General features: G+C 71.1%; 16 protein-coding genes. 7 read left to right on the forward strand and 9 right to left on the reverse strand.

What is annotated here, in order from left to right; translation table 11 throughout:
* Positions 1-2 precede the first annotated feature (2 nt).
* From N912_RS60805 to N912_RS55595, 4 genes are read left to right on the forward strand one after another with little or no spacing between them, the layout of a single operon-like run.
* Positions 3-731 carry a FadR/GntR family transcriptional regulator gene (locus N912_RS60805; protein ID WP_051580981.1) on the forward strand — a complete coding sequence of 243 codons (729 nt, stop codon included), beginning with the start codon at positions 3-5 and terminating at the stop codon, positions 729-731.
* On the forward strand, positions 728-1579 hold the full coding sequence (locus tag N912_RS0129940) for a phytanoyl-CoA dioxygenase family protein (protein WP_028925284.1): 852 nt from the start codon (positions 728-730) through the stop codon (positions 1577-1579). Before N912_RS60805 ends, N912_RS0129940 begins: the two co-directional genes overlap by 4 nt.
* 41 nt (positions 1580-1620) lie before the next feature.
* Complete coding sequence (locus tag N912_RS0129945; RefSeq protein WP_051580982.1) at positions 1621-2430, forward strand: SAM-dependent methyltransferase; 810 nt, start codon at positions 1621-1623, stop codon at positions 2428-2430.
* 22 nt (positions 2431-2452) lie between these two features.
* Positions 2453-3745, forward strand: coding sequence for an MFS transporter (locus tag N912_RS55595; protein ID WP_156994135.1), 1293 nt, complete (start codon positions 2453-2455; stop codon positions 3743-3745).
* Here the strand turns inward: N912_RS55595 and N912_RS55600 are convergent.
* From N912_RS55600 to N912_RS55610, 4 genes are all read right to left on the reverse strand, one after another.
* The gene (locus N912_RS55600; protein WP_037067191.1) at positions 3735-5057 is read right to left on the reverse strand and encodes an MFS transporter; all 1323 of its coding nucleotides are present in this window, start codon (positions 5055-5057) and stop codon (positions 3735-3737) included. The two genes, N912_RS55595 and N912_RS55600, sit on opposite strands and share 11 nt — an antisense overlap.
* A gap of 4 nt (positions 5058-5061) precedes the next feature.
* Positions 5062-5964, reverse strand: coding sequence for an agmatinase (gene speB, locus N912_RS0129960; protein ID WP_028925286.1), 903 nt, complete (start codon positions 5962-5964; stop codon positions 5062-5064).
* Positions 5965-5974: 10 nt separating this feature from the next.
* A complete protein-coding gene (locus N912_RS55605; RefSeq protein WP_064745433.1) occupies positions 5975-6739 on the reverse strand; it encodes a FadR/GntR family transcriptional regulator in 765 nt (254 codons plus the stop codon).
* 137 nt (positions 6740-6876) lie between these two features.
* Entirely contained in the window at positions 6877-7410 is a 534-nt protein-coding gene (locus tag N912_RS55610) for a TlpA family protein disulfide reductase (RefSeq protein ID WP_051580985.1), read from the reverse strand.
* Positions 7411-7439: 29 nt separating this feature from the next.
* On the opposite strand from N912_RS55610, the gene N912_RS0129975 reads away from it, so the two are divergent.
* A complete protein-coding gene (locus N912_RS0129975; protein ID WP_245645492.1) occupies positions 7440-8048 on the forward strand; it encodes a S26 family signal peptidase in 609 nt (202 codons plus the stop codon).
* A gap of 649 nt (positions 8049-8697) precedes the next feature.
* Here N912_RS0129975 and N912_RS0129980 read toward each other — a convergent pair.
* The gene (locus N912_RS0129980) at positions 8698-9303 is read right to left on the reverse strand and encodes a CGNR zinc finger domain-containing protein (RefSeq protein ID WP_028925288.1); all 606 of its coding nucleotides are present in this window, start codon (positions 9301-9303) and stop codon (positions 8698-8700) included.
* A gap of 107 nt (positions 9304-9410) precedes the next feature.
* Between N912_RS0129980 and N912_RS0129985 the strand changes: the two genes are divergently transcribed.
* Together N912_RS0129985 and N912_RS55615 are read left to right on the forward strand one after the other, a co-directional pair.
* On the forward strand, positions 9411-10580 hold the full coding sequence (locus N912_RS0129985) for an epoxide hydrolase family protein (RefSeq protein ID WP_028925289.1): 1170 nt from the start codon (positions 9411-9413) through the stop codon (positions 10578-10580).
* Between the two features lie 76 nt (positions 10581-10656).
* Positions 10657-11589, forward strand: a complete 933-nt coding sequence (locus tag N912_RS55615) for a sigma-70 family RNA polymerase sigma factor (RefSeq protein ID WP_051580986.1) — start codon at positions 10657-10659, stop codon at positions 11587-11589.
* Here N912_RS55615 and N912_RS0129995 read toward each other — a convergent pair.
* Genes N912_RS0129995 through N912_RS0130010 form a run of 4 tightly spaced genes read right to left on the reverse strand, consistent with a single transcriptional unit; the run spans position 11542 to position 13968 of the window.
* On the reverse strand, positions 11542-12315 hold the full coding sequence (locus N912_RS0129995) for a type 1 glutamine amidotransferase domain-containing protein (RefSeq protein ID WP_084211328.1): 774 nt from the start codon (positions 12313-12315) through the stop codon (positions 11542-11544). The two genes, N912_RS55615 and N912_RS0129995, sit on opposite strands and share 48 nt — an antisense overlap.
* Positions 12312-12974, reverse strand: a complete 663-nt coding sequence (locus N912_RS55620; protein ID WP_064745420.1) for a TMEM175 family protein — start codon at positions 12972-12974, stop codon at positions 12312-12314. Before N912_RS55620 ends, N912_RS0129995 begins: the two co-directional genes overlap by 4 nt.
* Positions 12971-13618 carry a cysteine hydrolase family protein gene (locus N912_RS0130005; protein WP_028925291.1) on the reverse strand — a complete coding sequence of 216 codons (648 nt, stop codon included), beginning with the start codon at positions 13616-13618 and terminating at the stop codon, positions 12971-12973. The genes N912_RS55620 and N912_RS0130005 overlap by 4 nt, the downstream gene beginning before the upstream one ends.
* Positions 13618-13968, reverse strand: a complete 351-nt coding sequence (locus tag N912_RS0130010; protein ID WP_028925292.1) for a hypothetical protein — start codon at positions 13966-13968, stop codon at positions 13618-13620. The genes N912_RS0130005 and N912_RS0130010 overlap by 1 nt, the downstream gene beginning before the upstream one ends.
* Positions 13969-13986: the final 18 nt, after the last annotated feature.

The raw sequence follows: 13986 nt of genomic DNA on the forward strand, positions 1-13986 counted from the left end.
CCATGACGTCCACACGCCGTTCCTTCCGCCTGCTGCCGATCAAGCAGGTGCACGTCTACCGCGAGGTGTTCACCCAGCTGGACAAGCTGGTCAGCGGCCTGCGCCCGGGCGAGCGGCTGAGCTCGGAGCGCGAGCTGGCCGAGCGGCTGGGGGTCAGCAGGGTCTCGGTGCGCGAGGCGCTGCGCGCGCTGGAGAGCATGGGCAAGATCGAGATCAGGCGCAACGCCGGCGCGTTCGTGCTCGACCCGGAGGGAACCCTGCCCGTCGAGCACCTGCTGGGCGGGCTGGAGCCGAGCCTGGAGTCGCTGCAGTGGCTGACCGACCTGCGCGCCGCCATCGAGACCAGGGTGGTCCAACTGCTGGCCGCCCGCCCGGACGCCGACCTCGGGCCGGCCGCCGAGTTCCTGGAGCGCGCCGCCGCCGAGCTGGACGACCAGGACACCGAGCAGGGCAGCCTGGACCTGCGCTTCGAGGCGATCCTGGCGCGGGCGGCGGGCAACCCGATGCTGGAACGGACCCAGAAGTGGGTGCACCAGGCCTGGGTCACGGCGTGGGGCGAGTACGGCCGCGCCCCCGGTGACCGCCGCACCCTGCACGCCGAGCACCTCGCGATCCTGGCCGCCCTGCGCGGTGACGACGGCGGGGCCGACGGATCGCGAGCCATGCGCCTGATGGAGGCCCACGTCGACTGCCACGTCCGCACCACCCGTGAGGAAGGGGAACGCCCGTGAGGCTGTCCAGCGACCAGCTCGACGAGTACCGCACCCGGGGCTACCTGGCCGTGCGCAGCGTGTTCACGCCCGACGAGGTGCGCGAGCTCCAGTCCGTGACCGACCAGTTCGTCGAACAGTCCCGCCACGTCAGCGACCACACCGACGCGTTCGACCTGGAGCCGGGGCACAGCTTCGACCAACCCAGGCTGCGCCGGCTCAAGGCCCCGCACCGCCGCCACCGGGCCTACGACCGGGCGCTGCGCAACGACACCCTGCTCGGGCTGCTGCGCCAGCTGCTCGGCGACGGCGTCCGGTTCCAGAACACCAAGCTGAACATGAAGTCCCCGGAGTTCGGCAGCCCCGTCGAGTGGCACCAGGACTGGGCGTTCTACCCGCACACCAACGACGACGTGCTCGCGGTCGGCATCGCGATCGACGACATGATGCTGGAGAACGGCTGCCTGATGGTCGTCCCCGGCTCGCACACGGGCCCGGTGCACGACCACCACCAGGACGGCCACTTCGTCGGCGCCGTGAACCCGGCCGGCTTGATCGACGACGCGGCGCCCATCGAGCTGGCCGCCGGGGACATCTCGATCCACCACGCCCGGCTGCTGCACGGCTCGGCCCCCAACACCTCGACCCGCCCGCGCCGGTTCCTGCTCTTCGAGTACGCCGCCGCCGACGCCTGGCCGCTGGTCAACTTCACCGACTGGACGGAGTTCAACTCCCGGCTGCTGTGCGGCTCACCGGTCGCCACCCCCCGGCTGGAGCCGGTCCCGGTCCGCATCCCGCTGCCCGCCCATCCCCGGCAGGGCTCCATCTACGAGGTGCAGAGCGCGCTGTCCCACCGCGCCTTCGGCTGAACGGCACCCCTCGCATCGAGGGGGGCTATACGCTCACCCCCGTGGCCGAGCAGCAACCATGGGCTTCGCTGGCCGGGATCCCGGAGGAGTACTTCCTGACGCCGTCGTCCGCGCGGGTGTGGGACTACTGGCTGGGCGGCAAGGACAACTACCCCGCGGACCGGGCCGCCGGCGACGAGTTCATCCGGAAGTACCCGGAGATCCTGACCATCGCCCGCCAGTCGCGGAAGATGCTCGCCCGAGTGGTGCGCTACCTCGCCGGCGAGGCGGGGATCCGGCAGTTCCTGGACATCGGGACCGGCCTGCCCACCATGCAGAACACCCACGAGGTGGCCCAGGCGATCGCGCCCGAATCCAAGATCGTTTACGTGGACAACGACCCGCTGGTGCTGGCGCACGCCCGCGCGTTGCTGACCAACACCACCGACGAGGGTGTCACCACCTACGTCCACGCGGACGTGCGCGATCCCGAACTGATCATCGCCGATGCCCGCAACGTGCTGAACTTCCGCGAACCGCTGGCCGTGCTGCTGCTGGGCATCCTCGGCCACGCCGCCGCCACGTTCGAGGAGATGCGCTCCATCACCGCCGCGCTGGTCGACGCGCTGCCTACCGGCGGCTACCTGGTGATCGCCGACGGCGTCGACACGGGGGAAAGCGCGTACCTGGAGGCGGCGGCCGCGCGCGGCTACCACCCCCGCACCCTCGACGAGTTCCGGGCCTGCTTCGACGGGCTGGAACTGGTCGAGCCCGGGCTGGTGCCGCGCAATCGGTGGCGGCCGGTGTTCGCCGAGGCGGCGGAGGCGCGCGAGCCGATGACCTCGTACGTCGCCGTCGGCCGCAAGCCCTGAGCCGGTGGCCGCCGAGATCAGGGTGACCCGCACTCCGGCGGCGATCATGAGCCTGAGCGTGGCCGCCCTGCTGTTCGAGGGCTACGACATCAACGTCTACGGCGCGGTGGTCCCGTACCTGCTCAGGCGCGCCGACTGGCAGCTGACGCCACAGTTCGCCGGGCTGATCGGCTCGGCCGCGGTGGTCGGGATGCTGGTGGGCTCGCTGGTCGCCGGGCCGCTGACCGACCTGGTCGGGCGCCGACGGGTGTACCTGACGACGGTCGTCTGCTTCTCCGCCGGGTCGGCGCTCAGCGCGGTGGCGTCCAGCCCGGAGTTCCTGCTGGTCAGCCGGGTCGTGGTGGGCCTGGGGCTCGGCGGGTTCATCCCGGTGTCGCTGGCCATGGTGCTGGAGTACTCGCCGGCCGCGCGCCGGACGTTCGCCACCGCGATGGCCAGCGCCGGGATCGGCGTCGGTGGCGGGCTGGCCGCGCTCGCCACGATCTGGGTCGCGCCGGTCGCCGGGTACCAGGGCCTGTTCTGGCTGGGCGTGGCGCCGCTGGTGCTGATCGTGCCGGTCGCGCTGCTCCGGGTGCCCGAATCCGTCATCCTCTTGGTGAGCCTGGGTCGGGTGGACGACGCGAGGGCTCAGATCCGCCGTTACCGCCTGCCCGTCGAACTGCCGGCCGAACCCGCGGCGCCCGCTGTGGCCACGGCGGACACGGCGGACACGGCGGACACGGCGACCGCGGCACGGCCGCTGGCGTCGCTGTTCGCCCCCGGCCAGGCCCGGGCGACGGTGGTGTTCTGGGTGACGAACATCCTCAGCCTGCTGCTCATCTTCGGCGCTCTCACCTGGCTGCCGGTACTGATGATCAAGGCTGGCTACGGGATCACGAACGCGCTGGTCTTCCTCGCGGTGTTCCAGGCCGGCGCGCTCACCGCGTCGATACTCGGCTCCCTGGTCGCCGACCGCCGCGAGCCCAGGACCGTCGTGCTGGCCGGCTTCGGATGCGCCGTCGTCGGCCTCGCCGGGCTGGCCGCGCACCCGCCGACGGCGCTGGTGTATCCGCTGGTCATGCTGATGGGCGCGGGCGCGAACGGGGCGCAGAACCTGCTGCTCGCCTACATCGCCACGTTCTATCCTCCGCACAGCCGGGGCAGCGGGCTCGGCCTGGCCGTGGCCCTGGGGCGCCTCGGCGGAATCGCCGGGCCGGTCGTCGGCGGGCTGCTGCTGGCCGGCGGCGCGACGGCGGAGCAGAACTTCCTGGTCTTCGCCGCCGCGCCGTTGCTGGCGCTCGCGGCGCTCGCCTTCGGCCCCCGGATCAGGGCGTAACCGACGCGTCGGCGGGCTCGGACTCCGACGAGTCGGACCAGGTCGCGCGCAGGCCGAACGCGCCGATGCCGGCGATGAGCGCCACCGCCGCGAGCAAGGTGGCCACCGCCCACGGGTTCCCGCCGGTCCTGGACGACACCAGCGTGGCGACCAGCGGGGAGAACCCGCCGATCGCCGTCGCGCCCTGGAAGCACAGCGAGATCCCGGTGTAGCGAACCCGGACCGGGAACTGGCTGGACAGCAGGGTGGGCAGCAGCGCCCAGACGCCGGTCTGGAACACGGTGGCCACCGCGAGCCCGAACCAGATCGCCATCGGCGCGCCCACCTGCATGAGCGCGTACAGCGGGAACGCCCAGCCGGCCATCAGCACGGCCGACACCGCGATCAGGATGCGCGGCGAGCGGGTGGTCCCCCACTGCCCGACGAACAGCACCAGCGCGGCCTGCACCACCGCATTGACCACCTGCCCGACCAGTCCGACCGACGAGCTCAGCCCGAGCTGGTCCACGACATAGCTGACGGTGTAGGTATTGATCAGGTAGTACCCGCCGCTGCTGAGCAACGCCGCCATCATCCCGAACACCACCGCCCTCGGCGCCGCCTTCAGCACCCGCACCAGCGGTATCCGCTCCCCCTGCGTGCCCCGCGTGCCCGGCTCGGGCGTGCGCGCGGCGGTGAAGTCCGGCGACTCCTCCACCCGCAGCCGGATCACCAGCCCGACGACCAGCAGCACCGCCGAGAACAGGAACGGCACCCGCCAGCCCCAGGTCCGGAACGCCTCGTCGGGCAGCAGCCCGGCCAGCAACAGCACCACGGTGGACAGCAGCAATCCGGCCGGCGACCCGAGCTGCGGGATCGAGCCGTACAGCGCGCGGCGGCTCTTCGGCGCGTGCTCCACCGCCAGCAGGGTGGCGCCGCCCCACTCCCCGCCCAGCGCGATGCCCTGCAGCAGCCGCAGCACCAGCAGCATGATCGGCGCCCACACCCCGACGGCGGCGTAGGTCGGCAGCGCGCCGATCAGCGTGGTCGCGCCTCCCATCAACAGCAGCGTGACGACCAGCGTGTTCTTCCGCCCGAGCCGGTCGCCGAAGTGGCCGAACAGGATCCCACCGACCGGCCGGCACAGGAACCCGATGGCGAACGTGGCGAACGCGGCCACCTTCGAGGCGACCGGGTCGCCGGACGGGAAGAACAGGTCGCCGAGCACCAGCGCGGCCGCCGTGCCGTAGAGGACGAAGTCGTAGTACTCGATCGTCTGTCCGGACAGCGCGGCCAGTGCGGCGGTGCGGGGCTGGCGGCTCGTGTCGCTCATCGGGTCAGCGCCCGTCGGCCAGGGAGTAGAGGAACTCCAGCGCGATCCGGGCGGCCAGGCTGCCGGTGAGCCCGGCCGGGTCGTGCGGCGGGCTGACCGTGTTGACGTCGACGGCCACCGCCCGCAGGCCGGACAGCGCGCGCAGCATCTCGATGCCCTCGGCGGCGGTCAGCCCGCCCCACTCCGGCGTGCACACCCCCGGCGCCACCGACGGGTCGAACACGTCCATGTCCCAGCAGACGTAGACCGGCCGCCCTTCCAGCGCCGTGGTCAGCCCGCGCGCCACCTCGGCGATGCCGGTCGCGCGCAGCTCGGGCATGGGTATCACCTGGTAGCCAAGCCTCCGGGCGTACTCGACCACGCCGGCGACGCTGGTGGTGCCCCTGGTGCCGATGTGCACGCTCGCGGCCGGGTCGAGCAGCTTCTCGTCCACGGCGTGGGTGAACGTCGTGGCGTTGGTGTACGGGTCGTCGGGGTCGACCGGGTAGGCGTCGGTGTGCGCGTCCAGGTGCACGACCACCAGGTCCGGGTGCCTGGCCGCGACCGCGCGCAGCTGCGGCAACGTCACCGCCCCATCCCCGCCGAAGGTCAGCGGCACCGCTCCGGCGTCCAGGATCTCCCGGACCGCCGCCTCGATCGCCTGGTACGCCGGCTCCGGCCGTCCGGGGGTGAGCGCCACGTTGCCGGCGTCCACCACGGCCAGCGCGGACAGCGGGTCGCCGTCGCGGTCGGCGAGGTAGCGGCGGGTCTGGGCGGACAGCGCGCGGATGTGGTCGGGCCCCATCCGGGAGCCGACCCGGTACGGATGCGTCGCCACGTCGTAGGGCACCCCGAGGACGACCACGTCGGCCGGCGCGCCCTCGGTACGCGGCGGGACGTGCAGGAACGTGCCGCTCGCTGGCGTCACGGGGGGTAACTCACTCGGCTGTGGCGGCACCATCGTGCTGGGTTCCCTTCGGGGTGGGGTCTGTGGTCGCTACGCGGATGATCTCGGAGACGGACCGAAGGTGGTCGAGCATCGCCGCGTGGGCGGCGTCCGGGTCGCCGAGGCGGATGGCGTCCAGGATGCGCAGGTGCCCGGCGTGCGAGTCCCGCCGTCCGGACGCCGTGCGGTGCGACTCGCGGCGGACGTCCGCCGTCCACTCGTCGGTGGTCCGCACCAGGCTCAGGAACAGCGGGTTGTGCGTCGCCGCGGCCACCATGGCGTGAAACCGCCGGTCCAGCTCGATGGACAGCTCCGGCGTGAGGTCGCCCGGCTCGACCTCCAGCGCCTCCGCGAGCGCGAGCACCTCGGCCGGGGTGGCCCGCAGCGCGGCGCGCGCCGCCACGGACGGCTCGACGGCGGTGCGCAGGTCCTGCATCTCCGCGTGCGTGCGCTGCTGGGCCGCGAGCCTGCCGAGCAGCCCGGCCGTCGCGTCGCTGTCCGGAAACCCGAGCACCCGGGTGCCCCGCCCCGGCACCCGGTCGACGGCGCGCTTGAGCTCCAGCTCGTGGATGGCCTCGCGCACCGACGCCCGGCTCAGCCCCAACAGCAGCGAGAAGTCCCGCTCGGACGGCAGCTTGTCCCCCGCACGCAGCTCACCACCGGCGATCAGCCGCTCCACCAGCGCGGTGAGTTGCTCCGGCCCGTCCACGGTGGCGCTGACCTCGGCCCAGTCCAGCCGGTCGCCGCCTCGTCGCATCGCCACCCCACATGGTCTGACCAAAATGGTCGGACCAAACCGTAGGCGTTGCCCCTGCGCGCTGACAAGCCGTCCGAGCCTCCGCCGTGCGCTCGCCTACCTCACGGGTCGGCAGGGGTCGACGGTCTCGACGGCGCTCACGCCGCGCTGGGAGCGGGCAGGGCCGCGATGCTCGTCCCGCGAGCCGTCACCGTCGCGCCGGCGAGCCGGAAGAACGCCGGAAAACCTCGAACCGCGAAGGCCTTGGACAGCGCCCCGCCCCCATCGTCCCGGATGACGTGCGCCACCTCCGCGAGGGAGGGCACCATCGACGGCGCCGCGTCCGCCGGCCCGATCACCACCGCCAGCACCCGGGTCCGCCCGGCGACACCGCGCGCGTACTCCACGAACTCCGGCAGCCGCTCGTGGCAGGGTGGGCACTCGGTGGTGAGGAACCCGACGACGGTGTCACCGACGAGGTCATCCCTGGAGACGGCGATGTCGTCGAGGGTGACCGCCTCGAAAGCCCCCACCGACGCACCCTCCGCCAGACCGATCTCGGGCGAGCCGGCCGACATCTGGTCGAAGCGCGCGGCGTACTCCCGAAGCCGCCGCACCACCCCCAAACAGACCAGCAGGTTCACCAGGCACAACACACCCACCAGCACGATGGCGGCAACCATGTACGGCATCGGAGCGCTCCCCTCCCGATCTCGGTACGGTGCGGCAGAACCAGATCGACCAGCTCGTCGAACCGGGCGACGAGCACCGCGTCCGCTTCTCGCTTGCGCGGTCGTCCCGGGCCGGATACTCGCCGACGCCCGCACATCGATTGCACATCGCCATCCGTGAACCGATATGCGCGCCGTGTACGAGGGTCGGCTATCCACGCACCATGCGACGTATTCCCGCCATGCTGGCTTTCGCTGGCGGCGTGCTGCTGTGCGCCGCGCTCGTCACCCTGCGACGCACGCTGCTGATCGTCACCGTGCGCGGCAAGAGCATGGAACCCACGTTCGTCGCGGGTGACCGGGTGCTGGTGCGCCGGCGCCGTGGCCATCGGGTCAAGCCGGCCGACGTGATCATCCTGCGTAGGCCGCCCGCCTTCCGAGACGGAGAACCGCTGCTGCTGAAACGGGTCGCCGCCGCGGCCGGCGACCCCCTACCCATCACCACCGAGGCGTTACCGCCGGACCACACGCATGTTCCCGAGGGCCAACTCGTCGTACTCGGTGACAATCCCGAGATGAGCTCCGACTCGCGCGGCTTCGGCTATCTCCCCGAGGAATACGTGGTAGGAGTGGTGCTACGTCGGATCCACGCCGGATAGCACACACCGAATGTGCATGGGATGTGCAGGGTCCGGTTAGCCTTCAGACGGCCCGCAAAACCTCTTGGAGGACGAAAATGGACCAGCTCGGCAAAGTCAGCGACCGACTACTCCATGCCCTCATGATTCTTGTCGCCGCCGGACACAGGCCAAAGCCGCAACGGTGATCACGTCGCCCAGGGCCGTCCAATAATCGACGACAGCGACAAGTTCCACGCCGAGTCCGTTCCGCAGGGAGCAGAGCGGCCACGAACGACACGGCGAGCGGTCTGACAGCTCACAAACTCTTTGAGGACAGATGAACCAGCTCGAAAGATTCAGCGACCGATTACTCTGCCTTCTCGTACCTACAACCACCGCGAACGCGGGTTCCCCGCCAGGCTGCTGGTGCTCGAATCAGCCATGCTCACCGAGCTACGCCATGATTTGCTGCTGGGTCAATAATATCATACACTGCGAGTGTTCTCGGGAATGCCCGAACCCGTAATGTGGAGATGATAGCCGGGGCGGATACCTGCCCCGGCTATCTGGCCCGGCTCCCGCGCTCACTGGGCGTGCCTATACGGCAGGTGCCGTCCACCCTCGGCGCGGTGCCGATCGTTGACCTCCGGCGTCGGCTGCTCGTGGTGCTCGACAACGTGTCCGAAGACTACCCGACGGAGCCGCTCCTGCCGGCTTCATCCCGCGCCGCAGTCCCGCTCTTGCGCTGCTTGGCGTTGAAGCGCGCCTTCTTCTCGCGATTCCCGCACGTGTTCATTTCACACCATTTGCGGGTGCGACTCTGACTAGTGTCGAAGAAAGCGGCCCGGCAGGTCGGCGAGGCACACAACGCCAATCTCCCGTCTCGTTCACCCGCGATGATGCTGATCGCGTCGGCGGCGATGACGCCGAGAGCATCTTCGACGCTGGACGCCGAGCCGAGTCGCCATTCACGATTTGCCTCGGGCGTCAGGACAGCCGCCGCGCGGCCCTGAATGCTGCGCTCATTGATGATGTGGATCGCGGCCGCCGGGAGTGGGTCGTGGACCGCGGCCGCCGTCGCGGCGGCGTGAATCGACTCCCTCAGCTCCCGAGCGAGCTCGAGCTGGGCGGTGGTGCAGGAGTCCACGGCGAGCCCGCTCACCGCCAGCCAGTCGACGAGCCGCCCCGGCGTGGGAATGCGCTCCACAGGCTCGCCCTGACGCTCCGTCAGGGTCGCCGTGAAGCTGGTCGCCAGCACGCTGCCGAGGCGGAACTCAGGAAACTCAACCCGCATGGAACCACCTTAGCCGGTTGCACCTGGACGGCACGACATGATAGAACCATCTAAGCCGGTTCGCACCAGGTCGAAGCGGGTTCCACGGTGACCAGGAGGTTCGTCTGATGCCCACCACCAGCGACGTCGAGGCGTTCGAAGCCCACGCGACCGACGACGACCTCGACGACCTGCGCGCGCGACTGGCCGCCGCCCGGCTGCCGGAAACCGAGACGGTCCATCGCGCCGCGCCCGACCCTCGCCGATGGGAGCAGGGCGTTCCCCTCGCCGACCTCGTCGACGTCGTGAACTACTGGCGCACCGGGTACGACTGGCGGTCGTTCGAAAAGCGCCTCAACCGGATCGGCCAGTTCCGCACGACCATTGACGATCTGGGAATCCACTTCCTGCACCGCCGCTCCGCGCGCGCGGACGCCACTCCCCTGATCCTGACGCACGGCTGGCCGGACAGCATTGTCCGGTTCATCGACATAGTCGACGAGTTGGCGGATCCGAAAGACGCGGGCGCTCCGGCATTCCACGTCGTGGTCCCGTCGCTGCCGGGCTTTGGTTACAGCGACAAGCCGGCCACCACCGGGTGGGGAACCGAAAAGATCGCGGCCGCCTGGGTGGAACTGATGGGAAGGCTCGGGTACGGCAGGTTCTTGGCGCACGGCGGTGACTGGGGCGGCAATATCACGACGGTTCTCGGCGGCAGGTTCCCGGCGAACGTCCTCGGCATCCACACCACGTTCGCGGAGGGGCCGCCCGGGTTGACGACGGACGGGCTGACGGCGGTCGAGCGCGGGTGGGCCGAGGACACCCGCGACTTCTGGACCCGCCGCGCGGCGTACGCGAAGCTGCAGGCGACCCGGCCGCAGACCATCGGCTACTCGCTGGTCGACTCACCGGTCGGGCTCCTCGCCTGGATCCTGGACAAGTTCGCCGAGTGGTCGGACACCGAGGACAGCCCGTTCGAACGGATCTCCAGGGACAGGATCCTCGACGACGTCACGCTGTACTGGCTGACGCGGACCGGCGCATCGGCGGCCCGCATCTACTACGAGAGCCACAACTCGCTCGACCCCGACCTCCGGGTCGACGTCCCGTCGGCGATCACCGCGTACCCCCGCGACGTCGAGAAGTGCCCGCGCCCCTGGGCACAGCAGCGGTACCGACAGATCGTCCGGTGGGGGCTGCCCGAGACCGGTGGGCATTTCCCGTCGCTGGAAGTTCCCGAGTATTTCGTCAAGGACCTGCGAGAAGGCCTCGCGGCGGTGCTGGCCGCTCATCGGTGAACGCGGCCCGACGTGTCACATCGCGCCGTCGAGATGGGTCAGTGCTAGGACGGCACCTTACGGAGGTCGGGGACCCATGGACGATCACGACTGGCTCGCGCGGCGGTTCGAGGAGAACCGGGGACACCTGCGGGCGGTGGCCTTGCGGATGCTCGGGTCGGCCAGCGAGGCGGACGACGCGGTGCAGGAGGCCTGGCTGCGGCTGAGCCGTTCGGACACCGGCGACGTCGAGAACCTGGGCGGCTGGCTGACCACCGTCGTCGCCAGGGTCTGCCTGAACATGTTGCGGTCGCGCACGTCGCGGCCCGAGCAGCCGTGGGACGAGCGGGTGACCGGGCCGGTCGAGGCCGACGGGGACGCGGTCGACCCCGAGCGGGAGGCGGTGCTGGCCGACTCGGTCGGGTCCGCGCTGCTGGTGGTGCTGGACACGCTGGCCCCCGCCGAGCGGCTCGCGTTCGTGCTGCACGACATGTTCGCGGTGCCGTTCGACGAGATCGCGCCGATCGTGGGCCGGTCACCGGCGGCGGCCCGCCAGCTCGCCAGCCGCGCCCGCCGGCGGGTGCAGACGGCGCAGCGGGTCACGGACACCGACATCGCCCGCCAGCGGGTCATCGTGGACGCGTTCCTCGCGGCGTCGCGGGACGGTGACTTCGAGGCGCTGCTCGCGGTGCTCGACCCCGACGTGGTGCTGCGGGCCGACGCCGTGGCCACGTCCTGGGGCGCACCGGGCACCGTCCGAGGCGCGGTGGCGGTGGCCGAGCAGTTCCGGGGCAGGGCACGGGGGGCGCGGACCGCGCTGGTGGACGGCGCGGTGGGCGCCGCGTGGACCCCCGGCGGGCGGCCGAGGGTCATCTTCGACATCACGATCAGGCGCGGGAAGATCGTCGAGATCGAGCTGCTGGCCGACCCGGACCGCCTCGGCCGGCTCGACCTGGCGGTCCTGGACCGCGCGGGCGCGCGCTCAGACGCCGAGCATCTCGATGACCAGCCTGGCGACCTCCCGTCCTGAGTACTGCTGCTGGCCGGTGACCAGCCGGCCGTCCCTGGCCGCGAACGGCTTGAACAGGCCGGCCTGGATGTAGTTCGCGCCCCGCGCGCGCAACGCGTCCTCCAGCCGCCACGGCATGACGGTGGCGCCGGCGGCGGCATCGACGTAGTCCTCCTCGACGTTGGAGAAACCGGTGACCGTCCTGCCGGCGACCAGGTAGGAGCCGTCCGAGAGGGTCGCGTCCACCAGGGCGGCCACGCCGTGGCAGAACGCCCCGGTGACCTTCTCCGCCTCGTAGCAGGCGCGGATGGCCCGGTGCAGGTCGGCGTTGTCCCGGAAGGTGAACATCGGCGACTGGCCGCCGCAGATCACCAGCGCGTCGTAGCCCGCGAGGTCCAGCTCGGACAGCTTGGGGGTGTCCGCCAGCAGCGCCATCAGCTCCGGGGTGTGGACGAACCCCATGCTGATCAGGTCCTCGGACGACCAGCGGGACTCGTCGCGCGGGTCGGACAGCGCGTCGAACTCCACCCTGCCGCCGTCCGGGCTGGCGATGGTGACCTCGACGCCGCGCTCGGTCAGCTCGTAGTAGGGGTGGGTCAGCTCGGCCGCCCAGAACCCCACCGGCCAGCCGTTGTTCGAGCTGACCGCCGGGTTGGCGACCACCATCAGGACCCGCTTCGGACGGCTGGCGACGGTGTCCACCGCCCGGTGGTGCTCCAGGCCGCCCCGAACTGTCTCCTGACTCATCGTGGTTGCTCCTCTGCCGCCGACGCCGACACCGCTGACGTGCTGAGCTGGTCGAAGCAGTAGTAGAGGGCGAGCGCTCCGTGCACCGCCAGCGTCGCGTAGGCGTTCACGAACGACAGCCCGATGCACCCGCCGTAGACGGCAAGCCCGAGGCTGAACCGGCGCAGCGCGGCGCGGCCGGCCGCCCGGTCCAGGTGCTCGTGCAGCAGGCCGGCGTCGCGCGTGATCGCCCACCACAGACCGGTGAACGCCACCGCCATGCCGAGCATGGTCGCGCTGTACACGGCGGCGGCGACGTGCGCATCGGAGTCGTCCGAGGTGAGGTAGTCGGCCAGCAGCCGGGTCGGGAACGGGATCAGCGAGACCACCATGAGCAGGCCGAGGTTGGTGAACAGCACCGCCCGGTCCACCCGCCGCACCTGGGTGAACATCGCGTGGTGGTTGATCCAGATGATCCCGATGACCAGGAAGCTGACCAGGTAGGCGGCGTACGACGGCCACTCGTGGCCGAGCGCGGCGGCCAGGCCGTGCGCTGTGGTGTTCCCAGCCGCCTCGGCGTGCGGCGGCACCTTGAGGTCCAGCACCAGCAGCGTGATCGCGATCGCCATGACGCCGTCGCTGAACGCCTCCAGCCGCTTGCCGTCGGTCGTCGAGGTCATCGCGAGCCGCCGAGCTGGGCGGTGAGCGTGGCGGCGTCGGTCTGGATGGAGCCGCCGAACCAGGCCAGCTGGTCCAGTGACCGCCGCGCCGCCTCGCGGTCGCCCGCCCCGCAGGCGTCGGTCACCACGACGGGCAGGTAGCCGAGGTCCAGGGCGTGCCGGACGGTCGGCTCGATGCCCACCTCCAGCGCCACGCCGACGATGGCGAACGCCTCGATGCCGGCGTCGCGCAGCACGAAGTCCAGCGGGGTGCCGACGAACGCGGACATGGCGAGCTTGTCGAACACCGCCTCGCTCGGGCGCGGGTCCAGCTCGGGCAGTAGCTGGGTGCCCGCCGCGTTCGGTGGGAACGCGGAGATCAACTTGTCCACGTCGTCGGTGTGCTGCCAGTCCATCGCGGTGCGCAGGCCGGCGGCCCCGGTGAGCTCCATGGGCAGGCTCACGTGCCGGGTGAACAGGGTGCGGACGCCGGCGGCCCTGGCGGCGGCCAGCACCGAGGTGACCCGCTCGGTCACCCGCCGCGCGTCGGCGATCTGCCCGACCACGCCGACCTGCATGTCGTAGACCAGCAGCGCCAGGTGCCGGGGGTCGCAGGCGTCCTCCAGCGAGCGGCGCACCCGGATGTCGGCGGCGCGCGGGTTCATCAGCGGCCGCCCGCGACGGACGACTTGGTGGTGCGGTCGTACGGCTCGTCGACGTCGATCTCGGGCCGGAACAGGCTCTCGATCGGCAACGCCACCTGCACCGGGATGAAGAACCACTCCAGCATGTTCGCCTTCGACAGCGGGAAGTCGTCGGTGTACCGGCGCGCCTCCTCCACCGAGTCCAGCTCGAAGACGATCACCACGCCGGGCTCGTCGGCGCGGGCGTAGTTCTCCCGCACGATCCCGGCCTTCCACAGCCGCCACACGTTCGACACCTCGTCCGGCAGGTACGGGGTGATCATCTCCATGGTCACACCGGGCCGGAACCTGTCGTAAGCGATGATCTTCATCGGAGAGCGTCCCTCCAG

Origin of the sequence: Actinospineispora acaciae DSM 45401 (assembly GCF_000620785.1) — a bacterium.
Classification (GTDB): Bacteria; Actinomycetota; Actinomycetes; order Mycobacteriales; family Pseudonocardiaceae; genus Pseudonocardia; species Pseudonocardia acaciae.

Bases quoted from the DNA above. Each gene is read 5' to 3' on its own strand.
- N912_RS60805 (WP_051580981.1), top strand. From the start codon at position 3: ATGACGTCCACACGCCGTTCCTTCCGCCTGCTGCCGATCAAGCAGGTG.
- N912_RS55600 (WP_037067191.1), bottom strand. From the start codon at position 5,057: ATGAGCGACACGAGCCGCCAGCCCCGCACCGCCGCACTGGCCGCGCTG.
- N912_RS55605 (WP_064745433.1), bottom strand. From the start codon at position 6,739: ATGCGACGAGGCGGCGACCGGCTGGACTGGGCCGAGGTCAGCGCCACC.
- N912_RS55610 (WP_051580985.1), bottom strand. From the start codon at position 7,410: ATGCCGTACATGGTTGCCGCCATCGTGCTGGTGGGTGTGTTGTGCCTG.
- N912_RS0129980 (WP_028925288.1), bottom strand. From the start codon at position 9,303: ATGCGGGTTGAGTTTCCTGAGTTCCGCCTCGGCAGCGTGCTGGCGACC.
- N912_RS0129985 (WP_028925289.1), top strand. From the start codon at position 9,411: ATGCCCACCACCAGCGACGTCGAGGCGTTCGAAGCCCACGCGACCGAC.
- N912_RS55615 (WP_051580986.1), top strand. From the start codon at position 10,657: ATGGACGATCACGACTGGCTCGCGCGGCGGTTCGAGGAGAACCGGGGA.
- N912_RS0129995 (WP_084211328.1), bottom strand. From the start codon at position 12,315: ATGAGTCAGGAGACAGTTCGGGGCGGCCTGGAGCACCACCGGGCGGTG.
- N912_RS55620 (WP_064745420.1), bottom strand. From the start codon at position 12,974: ATGACCTCGACGACCGACGGCAAGCGGCTGGAGGCGTTCAGCGACGGC.
- N912_RS0130005 (WP_028925291.1), bottom strand. From the start codon at position 13,618: ATGAACCCGCGCGCCGCCGACATCCGGGTGCGCCGCTCGCTGGAGGAC.
- N912_RS0130010 (WP_028925292.1), bottom strand. From the start codon at position 13,968: ATGAAGATCATCGCTTACGACAGGTTCCGGCCCGGTGTGACCATGGAG.